This is a genomic window from Streptomyces sp. NPDC059524, from assembly GCF_042749255.1.
Lineage (GTDB): Bacteria > Actinomycetota > Actinomycetes > Streptomycetales > Streptomycetaceae > Streptomyces > Streptomyces xanthii.
Genome location: NZ_JBHYTK010000007.1, coordinates 22,432 through 38,171 on the forward strand (window position 1 = coordinate 22,432; position 15,740 = coordinate 38,171).

Below are 15,740 nucleotides of genomic sequence, written 5' to 3' on the forward strand. Positions count from 1 at the left end.
GTGGGGGGGGGGCGGCGGGCGCGCGCGCGCCGGGGGGGCGGGGTCTCTCCCCCCCGCCCCCCCCCCCGCCCCCCCCCCGGGGGGCGCCCCCGCGCCCCCCCCCCCCCCCGACTGCCGGATGACGCCCTATCCGCCGGTCCAACGGTGAACTCCGTCCTCGCCGGCATCGGCACGAAACTCGCCGAAAGGTGGGCCGGCGCCCTCCTTCTGCCCGGCCTCCTGTGGACGGTCCTGCTGGCGGTGGGCCTGCGTCTGGGCCAGACCCACCCCTTCGACCGCGGGCGGCTCGAGGGCTGGCTCGACCAGATCGCGGCACGACCGGCGGCCCATGCTCCGGGCACACTCTTCCTGGTCACCGGAGTGTTCTTCCTGGCCGCGGCGGGCATCGGGCTGCTCTCCGCAACCATGGGCGGTCTGGTCCAGCGGTGGTGGGCGCTGCCCGCCGACCGCCCCTTGATGTCATGGCTCCTGCGCCGGCGGCAGCGCCGCTGGGACGAGGCGACCCGGGAGCTGAAAGCGGCGATTCTGCGGGCGGCCCGGGCCGCGCCCGGTTCGATCGACGCCGACCGGGCGGCGGCACACGTGCGCCGCCGCCGGCGCAGGAGGGCCGTTCTCGGTCCTGCCCGGCCGGTGTTCCCGACCAGGGTCGGCGACCGGTTCGCTCGTGCGGGGCTGCGGATCGCCGAAGTGAACGGCCTGGAGGACATCGCCCTGGTCTGGCCCCGCTTGTGGACCGTACTGCCCGACGGGTTGCGGGCTGATGTCACTGCCGCCCGTGCCGCCCACTCCGCCCATGCCCGGCTGGTGGCCTGGGGTCTGCTCAACTGCCTGCTCGCCGCCGTCTGGTGGCCCGCCGCGCTGATCGGCATCGCCCTGGTCGTCGTCGCGGTGCTGCGCGCCCCGGCGGGAGCCGACACTCTGGCCACGCTGGTAGAGACCGCGGCGGACCTGTGCGTCAGCGAACTCGCCGACCGGCTCGGTGTCCCCGCCGCGTCGTCGGCGGCAGACACGGGCCGCGAGATCACCGCGCGGCTGCGCCACGTGGCCCTCCCGTCCGTGCCCTCGCCGAGTGAGGCGGGGCCGGGGTGAACGGGCGGCGCTGTCAGTGCCCTCCCGTAGTCTTCCCGGCACCGCTCACCGACCGGGAGGATCAAGAGAGTTGTCCGGCCAGTCCGCTTTTCCGTTGCCTTTTCAGACGTCCCGTTCCCTACCCTTCGCGGCACCGCGCACGCTGCGTGAGCTGGAGATGATGCGGTGCAGTGCGCACATCCGGGCGAAGGCGCGGTGGTTCGAGAAGATGCGGGACGGTGAGATCGTCGCCCGCTGGACCCGGGAGGCGCACGCGCAGGGGCTCACCGAGGCGCAGGTCCGTTACGTGCTCGCGGAGCTCGCGCACTACGCCGCGCTGAGGGACGAGCGGACCGGGATCGAGGTGTCCGGCGTCCACGGCGTGTGGCAGTCGGACACGCTGGTCGACGACGCGTTGAGGTCGCGGCTGCGCGAGGCCGTACGGGTTCTGGAGGAGGTGCCGGACGCGGAGAAGGACTGGCATCCCGGGTCCGGCGGGCAGGTGCTGGATCTGGTGCATCCGTCGCTGTTCTGCCTCGTGCGCGACGTGAGCGGCGCGCCGGAGCGGGCCTGGGACCATCGGGCCGACCGGTACACGAAGTACGAGTTCTCGGAGAAGTTCCAGTGGCTGCCGACGGACGTCGATGTCGCGGAGGACGGCAGCGCCGCATTCCGCTCGTACGTCAACAACGTCCACCCCGAGCGGCATCGTGAACTGGCTGCCGTTCTGCCGGAGTTGTTCGCGCGGATGCTGCCGCTCTGGGAGAACGTGCTCACCGATCTGCGGCATCCGCGGCCGCCGCGCATCGAGGCCGATCCCTTCGGGTGGTACGACTCGGAGCCGGAGTGTCCGGACAAGGCTTCGTACGGCGACGACGAGGAGGCGTACCAGGAAGCCGTGCGGGCCTGGGAGGTGGCCCAGGACGACTGGTGGCAGAACCGCCGCCCGGTCGTTCCCGACGCCCCGGTCTTCACGCCGCCCGAACTGCCGGACGCGTCCGCCCGGGTCGGCCTGCGCGGGCGCCGGCTTCAGGTCATCGTCAAGCTCGCCACCATCCACCTGACCCCGGACAGCCCCGAGTACGCGGGGGGTTCCTGGCACGTCGAGGGGATGCTGAACGAACGGATCGTCTCGACCGGCATCTACTACTGGGACAGCGAGAACATCACGGAGAGCCGGCTGGGGTTCCGGGCGGCGCTCGACGACCCGGACTACGAGCAGAACGACGACAACGGGGTGCGGGACGTCTACGGCCTGGAGAACGAGGACGCGCTGAGCCAGGTGCTGGGCTCGGCGTCGACCCCGGCGGGCCGCTGCCTGGCGTTCCCGAACGTCCTGCAGCACCGGGTCGACGCGTTCCGCCTCGAGGACCCCTCCCGCCCGGGGTACCGCAAGATTCTGGCGTTCTTCCTCGTCGACCCGTCGGAGACGATCGTGTCGACCTCCGACGTGCCGCCGCAGCAGCCGTGGGCCGAGACGTCGACGATGACGCCGGCCCAGGCGAAGGAGTACCGCGAAGAGCTCATGCGGGAGCGGAAGTTCTTCGTCACCGAGCACAACGAGCAGCTCTACGAACGGGAGTTCTCGCTCTGCGAGCACTGAGCGTGACCGCCGGGCGCTGACACCCGGCGGTCCCCGGCGCGGTGGGCTCAGCCGCCGCGCCGGACCCGGGCCGCCTTGCGGGCCTCGGCGAGCTTGCGGGCCTCGCTGCTCTTGCGGGACGGCTTGGCACCGGAGGCGCTCTTGGTGTCCTTGCTGGTGCCGATGCCTCGGAACGGGGCGTTCTGGTTCTTGGGGCGCGTCGACGGCCCGCCGTCGAGAGGCGTTCCGGAGGGGACCCGGGCGCCGGTGATCCGGCTCAGCTCCGCCTCGCCGGACCGCACCTTGGTGACCTTGGCGGTGACGTCGGCGTCCGCCATGACCTGGCTCGTCTCGCGGCGCTGCCCGGAGAGGGCGAGCGTCACGACGGTGCCGGTGCGGCCGGCCCGGGCGGTGCGGCCCGCGCGGTGCAGGTAGTCCTTGGGATCGGTGGCCGGGTCGACGTTGACCACGAGGTCCAGGTCGTCCACGTGCAGGCCGCGCGCGGCGACGTTCGTCGCCACCAGCGCGGTGACCTGCCCGTTCTTGAACCGGGCCAGGGTCGCGCTGCGCTGCGGCTGGGACTTCCCGCTGTGCAGGGCGGCGGCGGGCACGCCGCTGGCCCGCAGATGCCGGGTGAGCTGGTCGACGCCGTGCTTGGTGTCCAGGAACAGCAGGACGCGGCCGTCGCGGGCGGCGATCTCCGTGGCGACGGACCAGCGGTCCGGGCCGTGCACGACGAAGACGTGGTGCGCGATCCCTGAGACCGCGTTCGACGAGGGGTCCACGGAGTGCACGGCGGGGTCGCGCAGATAGCCGCGCACCAGCTGGTCGACGTCACCGTCGAGGGTGGCCGAGAACAGCATCCGCTGCCCGTCGGGCCGCACCTGGTCGAGGATCTCGGTGACCTGCGGCAGGAATCCCATGTCGCACATCTGGTCGGCCTCGTCCAGGACCGTGATGCGGACGCGGCCGAGACGGCAGCCCTTGCGCTCGATCAGGTCGTGCAGACGCCCCGGGGTGGCGACGACGATCTCGGCGCCGTCCCGCAGCGCGGCGGCCTGCCGGCCGACGGACACGCCGCCCACCACGGTGGCGAGCCGCAGCTTCAGGGCGTCCGCGTAGGGGGTGAGCACCTCGCCGACCTGCTGCGCGAGCTCCCTGGTGGGCACGAGGACGAGCGCGAGGGGTTCCTTCGGCTGGGCGCGCCGGCCGGCCGTGCGGGCCAGCAGACCGAGGCCGAAGGCGAGCGTCTTGCCGGAGCCCGTGCGGCCCCGGCCGAGGACGTCCCGTCCCGCGAGGGCGTTGGGCAGCGTCGCCGCCTGGATGGGGAAGGGCACCTTGACGTCGTGCTCGTCGAGCGTCCGCAGCAGCGCGGCCGGGAGTCCCAGGTCACTGAAGGACGCGGCGGACTCGTCGTCCTGCCGCCGGGCGTCGGCGCGTGCTGATTCGCTCACTGAGAGCCTTCCTCCGAAGGGGACCGTACCGACGTACCGGGGAAGGCGCGGCGGGGACGCGGCCGCCGGCCGGAGCCCCCGTACGGAGCGGGGGCGCGGCGAGGCCACAAACGCACAAGGCTAGCACGGGAGGCCGGTCCGGCCCTCGGTGATCAGTGCCCACTGTGCGGGGGCGAGCACGCGCGGCCCCCTCACCACGCCACCCCCGCACCACGCCGACCCCGCACACCTCGCCGTCCGCTCAGGCGGGCTCGTGCGCGTGCACCGTGCGGACGGCGTCGACGACGGCCCCGCGGTGCACGAGGTCGATGGCCGCGCGGACCCTCGGGTACATGACGACGTCCTGCGTGAGGTGGTCGACGGGCCGGCCGTCGGCGGAGCGGGTCGAGCGCAGCATGCCGAGGACCGCCCGGCTCGCGGAGGACAGCACCGACGGGTCGGCGTCCTGCTCGGCGAGGCGCAGTTCGAGCGCCTGCGCGGCCATGAGGAGCTCGATGCCGATGACTGCCTCGATGTTGGCGACGACCTGCCGGGCGTGCCGGCCGGCGTTGTTCGCCATCGAGACGTGGTCCTCCTGGTTCGCGCAGGTCGGGATGGAGTCGACGCTGTCGGGGTGGGCCAGCGTCTTGCAGTCCGACACCAGGGCCGCCGCGAGGTACTGCGGCAGCATGTAGCCGCAGTCCATGCCGACCTTCTCGCTGGCGACGAGCATGTCCGGAAGTCCCCGGTTGAGCGAGCCGTCGTCGAGGCGGAACAGCCGGCGCTCGGCGATGCTGCCGATCTCGGTGACGGCGATGGAGAGGAAGTCCGCCGCGAAGGCCAGGTACTCGGCGTGGAAGTTGCCGCCGGAGACGGCCTTCAGGGAGCGGCCGGCGGGCAGGTCCGGGAAGACCAGGGGGTTGTCGGTGGCCGCGTTGATCTCGGTCTCGACGATGCCGTGCACGAAGCGCAGGGTGTCGCGGACGGGGCCGAGGACCTGCGGGGTGCAGCGCAGCGAGTAGGCGTCCTGGGGCGGCCTGCGGGTCGGGTCGCGGTCCACGTCGCCGTCGATCAGACCGCTGTCGCCGAGCAGCTGCCGGATGCGGGCGGCGGACTCGATCTGCCCCTGGTGGCCGCGGGCCTCGTGGATCTGCGGAAGGAACGCGTCGCCGAAGCCCATCAGGGCCTCGATGGACATCGCGGCGGTGATCTCGGCGGTGGCGAGCAGGTTCTCCGCGTCGGCGACGGCGAGGGCGACCTGCGCGGTGGAGAAGGACGTGCCGTTGGTGAGGGCGAGGCCCTCCTTGGCGCGCAGGGTGATCCGCTCGATCCCGGCGTGCTTCATGGCGGCGACCCCGCTCATGAGTTCGCCGTCCCAGAACGCCTCGCCGCTGTCGATCTCGGCGTCCTCGCCGGCCGGGCGGGACAGCACGATCGCCAGGTGGGCCAGCGGGATGAGGTCGCCGCTGGCGCCGAGCGAGCCGTACTCGGGGACGGCCGGGTGGACGCCCGCGGAGAGCATCCGGGCGAGGGTCTCGGGCAGTTCGGAGCGGACGGCCGAGTAGCCGCGGGTGAGGCTCGCGGCGCGGATCAGCATGGCGGCGCGGACGACCTCGTGGTCGAGGTGGCGGCCCACGCCGCTGGCGTTGGAGACGATCAGGCGGCGGGACAGTTCGGCGGCGTCCTCGACGGTGTCGAAGGCCTGGCGTCCCGCGAGGGAGCCGAAGCCGGTGTTGATGCTGTAGATGGGCTCGACGGGCTTTCCGGCGCGCATGTCCTCGATGATCGAGCCGACCCACCGTTCGCCGGCGCGCATCGCCTCGACGGCCGCGTCGCCGACGACGACCTCCCGGCCGCCGCGGGCGACGGCGACGAGGTCGTCGAGCGAGACGGGCGCCTCGCCCAGGGTCACGGGCTCGGTCATGGGTTTCCTCCTGATGTCGGTTCCGTACCTCGTCGCACGCGACGGTGTCGCGGCACTTCTCATGATGGGCAGCCGCGACGGCGGCGGCCCGCGGCCCTCACACGTCCAGGACCAGGCGCTCGCCGCGGCAGCGCGAGACGCAGATCATCATCGTGTCGCCCGCGGCGCGTTCGTCCTCGGAGAGCACGCGGTCGCGGTGGTCCGGTTCGCCCTCGAGGACGCCGGTCTCGCAGGTCCCGCACACGCCTTCGCGGCAGGAGCTGAGCGACCGCACCCCGGCGGCGGACAGGGCGTCGAGGATCGACTCGTCCGCGCCCACGGTGATGTCGCGGCCGTCGCGGGTGACCACGGTGAACGCGTGGTCGTCCTCGCGTCCCGCGGCGTCGGGGGCGGCGGTGAAGTGCTCCAGGACGAGCCGGCTGCCGGGGCGGCTCCCGGCGTAGCCCTCGACGGCGGCGAGCAGACCGGCCGGTCCGCACGCGTACAGGTCGGCGTGCCCGGCTCCCAGCCGGTCGAGTGCGGCGGCGACGTCGATGACGCCGGACTCGTCGTCACGGTGGAGGACGACCTTGTCGCCGTACTTGCCCAGCTCGTCCGCGAAGGCCATGGAGGTCGCCGAGCGCCCCAGGTAGAGCAGGGTCCACCGCTTGCCCGCGGCCTCCAGCGCGGCGGCCATCGGCAGGAGCGGCGTGATCCCGATGCCACCGGCGACGAGGACGTGCCGCTCGGCCGCGAGGTCCAGCGGGAAGGTGTTGCGGGGCGTGCTCACCAGCAGGTGGTCCCCCACCTTGACCCGGTCGTGGAGGTGGGCGGAGCCGCCGCGTCCGTCGGGTTCGCGCAGCACCGCGATCCGCCAGCGCGCCTCGTCGGGGCCGGACGAGAGGGAGTACTGCCGGACGAGGTCGCGGGAGAGCACGACGTCGATGTGGGACCCCGGGGTCCACGCCGGGAGGGCCCGGCCGTCGCGCGACGCCAGGACGAAGGAGACGACTCCCGCCGCCTCCCGCGTCACCTCCTCGACCTTGACGGTCACGAACTGCTGCGCCGGCATGGCTCCTCCGTCTCCGCACTCGCCGTCCGCGGGGCGCGTCGTGCGGCGCCCCGATCACCCGCATCGTGCTGACGTCGGCCGGGGCGCGGCAACGGTGGTTCTCAGCAGGTGATAACGGCCGTGTCCCGGGTGTCCGCCGCGCGCCTACGGTTCGGCACGTCCACCCGTACCGACCCGAAGGAGGCCCGATGTCCGGGACCGCCGGCCACGTCGTCACGTCCGTCCTGGACGACCCGTACGACGACGCCAACCTGACCGATCCGTATCCGCTGTTCGACCGCCTGCGCGACGCCGGGCCCACGGTGTGGCTGGAGAAGTACGGGGTGCACGCCTTCACGCGGTTCGAGGAGTGCCGGCGGATCCTGGCCGACCACGAGACGTTCATCTCCGGGGCCGGGGTCGGGCCGCGCAACTACCACCAGCAGCCGCCGTGGCGCCCCGCCGGGATCCTGGACTCGGACCCGCCGCTGCACACCCCGCTGCGCACGGCGATGGCCGGGGTGATCTCGCCGCGCAACGTGCGGGCGCTGCGGGCCGCGTTCCAGGAGTTCGCGGTGCGGCTCGTGGACCGGATCCTGGACGAGCGGGAGTTCGACGCGATCACGGACATGGCCGAACTGTTCCCGATCGAGGTGTTCGGCAACGCGGTCGGCATCCCCCGCGAGGGCCGCGCCGAGAACCTGCTGCCGCACGGCGCGATGAACTTCTCCGCGTTCGGCCCCGAGGACGCCCGCTACGACGCCTACTTCGCCGCCGGCGAGGGGACCGTGGAGTGGGTGATGAACAACTGCGCCCGCGAGAACCTGTCTCCGGACGGCCTCGGCGCCAAGATCTGGGAGTACGCCGACCAGGGCGTGATCAGCCCGGACGAGGCCACGCGCCTGGTGCGTGCCCTGCTGTCGGCCGGCCTGGACACGACGGTGCTGTCCATCGGCAACACCATGAAGTGCCTGGTCACCAACCCCTCCGAGTGGGCGGCGCTGCACGCGAACCCGTCCCTCGCGCGGTTCGCGATCGACGAGGCGCTGCGCTTCGAGTCCCCGTTCCAGTCGTTCTTCCGTACGACCGCGCGCGAGACGACGGTCGACGGCGTGCGCCTGGAGGAGGACGTGAAGGTCGCGCTGTTCATGGGCGCCGCCAACCGGGACCCGCGCCGGTTCGGCGAGGACGCCGACGCGTACCGGATCGAGCGGGACGCGTCCGGGCACCTGGCGTTCGGCATCGGCATCCACCAGTGCGTGGGGCAGCCGATCTCCCGCCTGGAGATGGACGTGCTGTTCAGCGAGCTGGCGCGGCGGGTCCGCACGGTGGAGCTCACGGGTGAGCCGGTGCCGTTCCTGCACAACACGCTGCGGGGCTGGAAGAGCCTGCCGGTGCGGATCACCCCGGCCTGAGGCCGCGCGGCCGCCGTTCAGCCGGTGGGCGGCGGCCCGGCGCGGTGCTCCAGGATCTCGCCGAGCCGCAGCCCGGCCGCCTGGAGCCGGCCGCGGGCGTGCCGGCGCCAGTCCGAGCCGCACCGGTTCTCCGGTCCGGCCACGGTCAGCGCGCACAGCACCTCTCCCCCGGCGACGACCGGGACCGCCACCGCGACGGCGCCCTCGTTGAGTTCGCCGCGGGTGACGAGGAAGCCGCGCCGGCGGATCTGCTCGATCTCGCCGGCGAGCTGGGCGCGGCCCAGGGTGCGGGGCGTGATGCTGCGCAGCGGCTGCTGGAGGACGTGGTCGATGACGGTGCGCGGGGCGTGGGCGAGGAGGACGCGCTGGCCGGCTCCCGCGTAGAGCGGCAGGAGTTGGTTGATGCGGAAGGCCATGCGCAGCGGCTGGGCGGACTGGGTCTGGCGCAGGCACATGGCCTGGGTGCCGACCCGGACGGTGAGGACGGCGGTCTCGCCGGTGGTCTCCGTGAGTTCCTCGAGGACGCCCTGGCCCAGTTCGACGAGGCGGGTGTGGGTGAGGTGCTGGCCGGAGATCTCCAGGAGGCGCCAGCCGGGGGCGTAGGTGCCGCCGCGCTCCTCCACGAGTTCCATGTCGCGCAGGGTGCGCAGGTACCGGTAGACGGTGCTGACGGGGATGCCGACGTCGGCGGCGATCTTCTCCACCCGGGCCTCGCCCGACTCGGCGACGGTGATCAGTACGTTGAGTCCGCGCTGGAAGGAGCCCGCCGACGACGTGCCGGTACGCCCCTCGCGCTCGGGGACGGATGGTGCCACGGAGCCTCCCTCGGCCTGGGACCACGACCGTGCCGCACGGCAGGGCTCCGCGCACACCCCCTTCTCACACTGTGAGAACCACCCTCTCAGGGCTCGGCTCCCGGCCCTCGGCGCTCTTGGTGCGGTGGCCCGGCGACCGTAGGCCGCCGGCGGGGTGGCGGGGAGCGCTTGTTCCGGTGACCGGGACGGGGACCGGGCGCGGGGGCGGGGTCCGCTGCGAGCATCACGCCTCACGCGGCAGACGGCCGTCGAAGGGTACGGAGGGCACGGGATGAGCGCACGGGCGGACGGCAAGGTGGTCGTGGTGACGGGCGGCGCACGCGGCATGGGCGCGGCGTTCGCGCGGCGCCTGGTCGCGGAGGGCGCCAAGGTGGTGGTCGGCGACGTCCTGGTGAAGGAGGGCGAGGCCCTCGCGGCGGAACTGGGCGCCGGGAGCGCCCTGTTCACCGAGCTGGACGTGACGAGCGAGGCTTCGTGGAACGCGGCGGTGGCCCGCGCGGAGGAGGCGTTCGGCGGGGTGACGGGGCTGGTGAACAACGCGGGCGTCGTGCACCGCTGCCCCATAGAGGAGCTGTCCGAGGCGGACTACCGGCGGGTGATCGACGTCAACGAGGTCGGTGTCTTCCTCGGCATGAAGGCGGTCCTGCCGTCGATGCGGGCGGCCGGCGGCGGCTCGATCGTCAACATCTCCTCGCTGGGCGGCGTCATCGGCTTCCCGTACATCATCAGTTACGTGGCCTCGAAGTGGGCCGTGCGCGGGATGACGAAGGCGGCGGCGCAGGAGTTCGCGCCGTACGGAATCCGCGTCAACTCGGTGCATCCCGGCATGGTGGCGACGGAGATGACGGCGCACTCGGAGCGCTCGCACGAGTCGGTGAAGCACCAGCCGATCCAGCGCCTGGCCGCGCCGGAGGAGGTCGCCGGCATGGTGCTCTACCTGCTGTCGGACGAGGCGAGTTACTCGACGGGCGCGGAGTTCCTCGTGGACGGCGGATACGCCAGCCAGTGAGCGGCCGTGCCCCTACGCGGTGTGGAGGCCTCCGTGCAGGACCAGGAGGAACTGCACCGCGACCGCCTCGTGCTTGTACTTGCCGCGCGGGCGGTACCAGCGGACGGTGGACCAGATCGCGTCGCGGATGAAGCGGTAGGTGAGGTGGACGTCGACGTCGGGGCGGAACACCCCTGACTTCTGGCCCGCCTTGAGCACCGTGAGCCAGATCTTCTCGATCTTCTTGCCGGTCTGGCCGACGTACTCGAACCCGGGCTGACGGCTGAACATGGTGAGTTCGTTCTGGTAGAGCGCCACGGCGACGGGTGAGGCGTGGATGGCCGCGAAGGAGTGGCGGACGAGCTCGTCGAGGACCTGCTCCGGGTTCTCCCCCTGCTTCTCGATCGCGGTGAAGCGTTCGAGGAGCGGGTCGAGGAACTCGCGCAGGATCTCGTCGAGCATCTCCTCCTTGGAGCTGAAGTGGTGGTAGAGGCTGCCCGACAGGATGCCGGCCTCGTCGGCGATGTCCCGGACGGTCGTCTGGGCGTAGCCGCGCGTGGCGAACAGTTCCGCGGCGATGCCGAGGAGTTCGCTCCGCCGCTGTGAGCCGCTGTGGCCGCCGGCCCTGGATCCGCGCCGTGTGGTCGCCGGCTGCCCGGACCGCCCTGCCGCCATGTCGTCCGTCCCTCCTGGCAGGAGAGGGTCCCCCACCAAGCAATTGCTCGATCTGTCACTACTACCCCCGGTAAGCGCAGCTTGCCACACCGGGGCTCGGGCATGCCCCGGCCCCCCCCGACGGTGCTCGGCGGGGGCCGGGACGGGGCGGCGCGGGCCGCGGTCTCAGGAGCCCGGAGCGGGTGCTCTCGGTGCCGGGGTCCGGCCGAAGTAGGCGTCCTGGAGGTCGTCCACCTCATCGGCGGGCGCGGACAGGACGACGCGGCCCATGTCGAGGACGGCCACGTGGTCGGCGACGGCGACGGACGCCTCCACGGCCTGCTCGACGAGCAGGATGCCGATGCCGGTCTCCTTCAGCCGGCCGACGCGTTCCATGACCTCGTTGACGATCACGGGGGCCAGGCCGCCGGAGGGCTCGTCGAGCATCAGGAGCTCGGGCCCGGCCATGAGGGCCTGGGCGATGGCGAGCATCTGCTGCTGGCCGCCGGACATGGTGCCGGCGAGCAGCGCCCGCTTGTCGCCGAGGACGGGGAAGAGCTCGTACATCCGCTCCGCCTCCTCGCGCAGGGCGGGCCGTTTGAGGCGGCGGGTGTAGCCGCCGAGCAGCAGGTTCTGCTCGACGGTGAGGGCGTGGAAGACACGTTTGCCTTCCTGGACGTAGGCCATGCCCCGTTTCACGCGGGTGTGCGCGGCGGCCTTCGTGATGTCCCGGCCGGCGAGTTCCACGCGGCCGGCGGACGCCTTGTTGAGGCCGGAGACGGCCCGGAGCGTGGTGGTCTTGCCCGCGCCGTTGCGTCCGAGCAGGACGGTGAGCTGTCCCGGCCAGACGTCGAAGGAGACGTCCCACACGACGCGCAGGTCGCCGTAGCCGGTGCCGAGTCCGCGCACCCGCAGGATCGGTTCGCCGGGCTGTTGTGCCGTCATGAGGTCTCCCCCGAGGTGGTGGCGGGTTCCACTCCGAGGTACTCGCTGAGGACGCGCGGGTCGCGCTCGATCTCCTCCGGCGGGCCGGTGGTGATGAGCTGTCCGTGGGCGAGGACGGCGATGTCGTCGGCGAGGGAGAGGACCAGCCGGAAGTTGTGTTCGACGAGGACGACGGTGCCGCCCGCGTCGCGGATCTGCCGGATCAGCGAGGCGAGCCGCTCGACCTCGTGCTCGTCGAGGCCGGACGCCGCCTCGTCGAGGAGGAGCACGCCCGGCGCGTCGATCAGGGCGCGGGCCACCTCGAGGAGCCGGCGCATGCCCAGGGGCAGCGAGACGGCCTCGGTGTCGCGCAGATGGCCGAGGCCCACCAGCGCGAGCATCCGCTCCGCCTCCTCCAGGTCCCCGCGGCGCACCCGGCGGAACCGGGGAGTGCGCAGCACGGCCGCGAGGACGGAGGCGCGGTGTCCCGTGTAGCGGCCCGACGCGACCGCTTCGAGGACGGTGACGCCTGCGGGGATGTTCGGCGTCTGGAAGGTGCGGGCGACTCCGGCGCGCGCGACCCCGTCGGGCGGGAGCCCGTGCAGGGCGGTGCCGTCGAGGGTGATCTCGCCCGCGTCGGTGCGGTAGAAGCCGCACACCATGTTCAGGAGCGTGGTCTTGCCGGAGCCGTTGGGTCCGATGAGCGCGGTCACGGTGCCGGGGCGTGCGTCGAGCGAGACGTCCTTCAGGGCCTGGTTGCCGCCGAACGCCTTGGAGACGTTGCGGATCGTGAGGGTCGCGCCCTGGAACGGAGGGATCCGCGGTGCGGGTCCCTCCTCCGACGCGACGGCGCTGTCGGCCGGCGTCGCCTTCCGGTCGAGGCGGGCGACGAGGACGCGGAAGACGCGGGCGAGGCCGCCGGTGAGGAGGACGCCGCCGATGACCAGGAAGGCGCCGGTGAAGACGAGGGCGTACTGCTGGAAGCCCGAGGACTGGTTGGGCCCGAACTGCATGACGGCGGCGCCGACCAGTGCTCCGTACACGCTGGCGGAGCCGCCGAGGATGGAGGCGGAAAGGACGGTGGTGGCGAAGGCGAAGGAGAACGCCTCCGGGGACACGTACAGGTCGAGGTTGGCGAAGAGCGCGCCGGCGAGGCCCGCCGGGATGGCGCCGAGCGCGTACGCGAGGAGCTTCATCCGGAAGACCGAGATGCCGGTGGAGGCGGCGAGGACGGGGCTCTGTCTGAGGACACGCAGGGCGATGCCGTGCCGGGAGGTCACGATGTTGCGCAGCACGGCGAACCAGAGGATCGCGACCACGGCGATGACGAGGTAGAAGCCCGTCCCGTCGAGCAGGGAGCCGAACAGGGTGGGGCTCTGGATGCCGCTCAGGCCGTTCCGGCCGCCGGTCGCGCCGGGGAAGATCGCGAGCACGTCGGGGACGAGCAGGACGAGGAAGAACGAGGTCATCGCGAGGGACCAACTCCCCAGCCGGAGGCCGGGGATGCCGGTGACGACGCCGACCGCGAGCGCGCCGAGGCCGGCGAGCAGCAGCTGGAGCAGGATGTCGGTGTGGCCCGCCTTGGAGAGCAGGCCGGCGACGTAGGCGCCGGAGGCGTACATCGCGGCCTGTCCCAGGGCGAGTTCACCGGCGTACCCGAGGCTGAGGTTGAGGCCGCTCACCACGAGGGCGAGGATGAGGGTGAGCTGGACCTGGCGGGTCGTGGAGAAGTCCAGGCCCGCCCAGGGGAGGACGAGGACCAGCAGTCCGAGCGTCAGGGCCGGTACCCAGCCCGGCACCGCGCGAACGGTTCGCCACAGGGCCATGGTCACACCGTCCTTTCCTGGACCCGTACGAAGAGGCCCGCCGGTCGCACCAGCAAGATGGTGACGAGGATGACGAAGACAGTGATGTTGGCGTAGGCGCCGCCCAGGTAGCGGGCGGCGAGGGCCTCGGCGAGGCCCACGACCAGGCCGCCGACGAGCGTGCCCGGCATGGATCCGAACCCGCCGATGGCCAGGACGACGAAGCCCTTGAGGGCGAGGGAGGCGCCCAGCGTGGCCACCGCGAAGGTCTTCGGGCCGACGAACATGCCGAGTACGCCGGCGACGGCGCCGGAGAACGCGAAGGCGCCGAAGGCGAGCCGGCGGACGTCCACGCCGCGGAGCATCGCCGCCTCGCGGTCTTCCGACATGCCGAGCAGCGCGAGGCCCACGAGGAAGCGGCGGCTGAGCCGGGTGAGCGCCCACACGAGGAGGACGGCCACGACGACGAGCGCGATCTCCACCGGGTAGGTCTGGCCGCCGAGCAGCCGCATGACCTCGTTGCCCCCGAAGAACGGGACGTTCAACGGCTGGGTGCCCCACACCAGTTGGGTGACTCCGTTGAGGAGGATGGAGACACCGAGGGTGGTGACGAGGATGTTGTGCGGGTCCTTGACCGGGCGCACCGCGAGGCGTTCCTCGACCGCCGCCAGGGCGAGGACCGAGGCGACGGCGAGCAGCACGACGACCGGGACGGACAGCTTCCAGGTGACCAGGCCGGTGTACGTGACGAACGCGCCGACCATGATGAGCTGGGCCTGGGCGAAGTTGAAGGTCTTCGAGGAGATGAAGACGATGTTGTAGCAGACGGCGACCAGCGCGTAGACCGCTCCGAGGGCCAGTCCGCCCCAGATCAGCGTCACTGGAACTGCCCGTCCTTGATCTCGGACGGGGCGATGAAGAGGAACACCCCCGCGTCGGCGTTCGGCCGGTGCGCCGTGGCGCTGAAGTGGTAGTCGTTCAGGATCGCCGTCTTGGCCTTCTTCTGCACGCTCTGCTCCTCGAGCGCTCGGGCGAGTGCCTTCGGGTCGTCGAGCGAGCCGGCCTTCTCGGCGGCCGCCGCGACGAGGGGCAGCGCGTCGTAGTTGTAGCCGAGGATCAGCGTGGAGCGGATCTTGCCGAGTGACTTCATCGCCGCGACCGCCTCGTTCATGGCCTTGTCCCCGGCGTCGTACTTGGTGCTCGTGTACACCTGCATCACCAGGTTCTTCACCTGGTCGGTGCCGAGGACCCCGGCGGGTGGCGGCGTGGAGATCAGGCCGGTGGCGGAGACCGAGGTGTTGGCGACGACCGGGACGTTCCAGCCGAGCTTCTTCATGCTCTTCAGCAGGTAGCCGACCGGGGCGCCGTAGCCGTCCATGATCAGGGCGTCGGGGCCGGCGGCGCGGACCGCCTGGAGCTGCGGGGTCATGTCGAGCGCGGCGACGTCGTACTCCTCGCTCTTGACGACCTCGATCCCGGCGTCGTCGAAGGCCTTCGTCATCTCGGCGTCGAAGGTCTCCCCGTAGGAGCTGCTGCCGTGGATGATGCCGACCTTCTTGTACCCCTTGTCCTTGAGGTGGGGGATGAAGCCCTTGGCGTAGTCGGAAGGGCCGGGCGACAGGTCGAAGTTGAGCGGAAAGGCCTCGGGGTCCGAGGAGTCTGCGGTGGGGCCGACGTTCATGGACAGGATGTTGTTCTGCTTCAGGATCGGCAGGACGGCGGCCGTGACGGTGGACGGGCCGGAGTCGAGGAACAGGTCCGGCTTCTTGTCGGAGTTGATCGCCTCACGGAGCTTGGTGACGGCGGTCGTCGGATCGCCCGCGTCGTCGACGACGGTGACCTCGACCTTGCGGCCGAGTATCCCGCCCGCCGCGTTGACCACCTTGGCGCCGGCCTTGGCCGAGAGCACCGAGGTCGCCGAGTTGTCCGCGAGGACGCCCTGGGCGCTCAGGCCGCCGGTGACCAGGACGCGATAGGGCTCGTCGGCGCTCTTTCCTTCCGTGGCGGAACCGGCCCCGCACCCGGTGAGGGTGAAGGCGACACCCGTGGCCGACGCGATCACCGCAACGATTCGTCTGTTCATTTTCAACCCTTATGGAGAG

General features: G+C 72.1%; 13 protein-coding genes. 4 read left to right on the forward strand and 9 right to left on the reverse strand.

From position 1 onward, the window contains the following. Positions 1 to 144: 144 nt before the first annotated feature. Both ACFW9D_RS03195 and ACFW9D_RS03200 read left to right on the forward strand, forming a co-directional pair. Positions 145 to 1,089, forward strand: coding sequence for a hypothetical protein (locus ACFW9D_RS03195; protein ID WP_384617134.1), 945 nt, complete (start codon positions 145 to 147; stop codon positions 1,087 to 1,089). A 70-nt stretch (positions 1,090 to 1,159) separates the two neighbouring features. Then, the gene (locus ACFW9D_RS03200; protein ID WP_384617137.1) at positions 1,160 to 2,671 is read left to right on the forward strand and encodes a DUF4246 domain-containing protein; all 1,512 of its coding nucleotides are present in this window, start codon (positions 1,160 to 1,162) and stop codon (positions 2,669 to 2,671) included. 47 nt (positions 2,672 to 2,718) lie between these two features. On the opposite strand, the gene ACFW9D_RS03205 is transcribed toward ACFW9D_RS03200, so the two are convergent. The 3 genes from ACFW9D_RS03205 to ACFW9D_RS03215 all read right to left on the reverse strand — a co-directional run bounded on the left by ACFW9D_RS03205 (position 2,719) and on the right by ACFW9D_RS03215 (position 7,058). Continuing rightward, complete coding sequence (locus ACFW9D_RS03205; RefSeq protein ID WP_384617139.1) at positions 2,719 to 4,104, reverse strand: DEAD/DEAH box helicase; 1,386 nt, start codon at positions 4,102 to 4,104, stop codon at positions 2,719 to 2,721. Positions 4,105 to 4,345: 241 nt separating this feature from the next. Beyond that, a complete protein-coding gene (gene hutH, locus ACFW9D_RS03210) occupies positions 4,346 to 6,007 on the reverse strand; it encodes a histidine ammonia-lyase (RefSeq protein ID WP_384617142.1) in 1,662 nt (553 codons plus the stop codon). A gap of 97 nt (positions 6,008 to 6,104) precedes the next feature. After that, entirely contained in the window at positions 6,105 to 7,058 is a 954-nt protein-coding gene (locus ACFW9D_RS03215; protein WP_188335315.1) for a PDR/VanB family oxidoreductase, read from the reverse strand. Positions 7,059 to 7,246: 188 nt separating this feature from the next. On the opposite strand from ACFW9D_RS03215, the gene ACFW9D_RS03220 reads away from it, so the two are divergent. Continuing rightward, positions 7,247 to 8,452: a cytochrome P450 gene (locus ACFW9D_RS03220; RefSeq protein WP_384617145.1), complete on the forward strand. Its 1,206-nt coding sequence runs from the start codon at positions 7,247 to 7,249 to the stop codon at positions 8,450 to 8,452. A gap of 17 nt (positions 8,453 to 8,469) precedes the next feature. Here the strand turns inward: ACFW9D_RS03220 and ACFW9D_RS03225 are convergent, their stop codons facing one another. After that, a complete protein-coding gene (locus tag ACFW9D_RS03225) occupies positions 8,470 to 9,267 on the reverse strand; it encodes an IclR family transcriptional regulator (protein ID WP_188335317.1) in 798 nt (265 codons plus the stop codon). Positions 9,268 to 9,538: 271 nt separating this feature from the next. Here ACFW9D_RS03225 and ACFW9D_RS03230 point away from each other — a divergent pair, with 271 nt between their 5' ends. After that, complete coding sequence (locus tag ACFW9D_RS03230) at positions 9,539 to 10,276, forward strand: SDR family NAD(P)-dependent oxidoreductase (RefSeq protein WP_384617148.1); 738 nt, start codon at positions 9,539 to 9,541, stop codon at positions 10,274 to 10,276. Between the two features lie 12 nt (positions 10,277 to 10,288). Here ACFW9D_RS03230 and ACFW9D_RS03235 read toward each other — a convergent pair whose 3' ends face one another. From ACFW9D_RS03235 to ACFW9D_RS03255, 5 genes are all read right to left on the reverse strand, one after another. Then, positions 10,289 to 10,930 (reverse strand): TetR/AcrR family transcriptional regulator, encoded by a 642-nt coding sequence (locus tag ACFW9D_RS03235; protein ID WP_384617151.1) that lies wholly within the window; start codon positions 10,928 to 10,930, stop codon positions 10,289 to 10,291. A gap of 165 nt (positions 10,931 to 11,095) precedes the next feature. Then, positions 11,096 to 11,854 carry an ABC transporter ATP-binding protein gene (locus ACFW9D_RS03240; protein ID WP_384617154.1) on the reverse strand — a complete coding sequence of 253 codons (759 nt, stop codon included), beginning with the start codon at positions 11,852 to 11,854 and terminating at the stop codon, positions 11,096 to 11,098. After that, complete coding sequence (locus ACFW9D_RS03245; protein WP_384617155.1) at positions 11,851 to 13,659, reverse strand: ATP-binding cassette domain-containing protein; 1,809 nt, start codon at positions 13,657 to 13,659, stop codon at positions 11,851 to 11,853. The genes ACFW9D_RS03240 and ACFW9D_RS03245 overlap by 4 nt, the downstream gene beginning before the upstream one ends. A gap of 2 nt (positions 13,660 to 13,661) precedes the next feature. After that, entirely contained in the window at positions 13,662 to 14,519 is an 858-nt protein-coding gene (locus ACFW9D_RS03250) for a branched-chain amino acid ABC transporter permease (protein WP_384617158.1), read from the reverse strand. Beyond that, on the reverse strand, positions 14,516 to 15,721 hold the full coding sequence (locus tag ACFW9D_RS03255; protein WP_384617161.1) for an ABC transporter substrate-binding protein: 1,206 nt from the start codon (positions 15,719 to 15,721) through the stop codon (positions 14,516 to 14,518). Before ACFW9D_RS03255 ends, ACFW9D_RS03250 begins: the two co-directional genes overlap by 4 nt. Positions 15,722 to 15,740 lie beyond the last annotated feature (19 nt).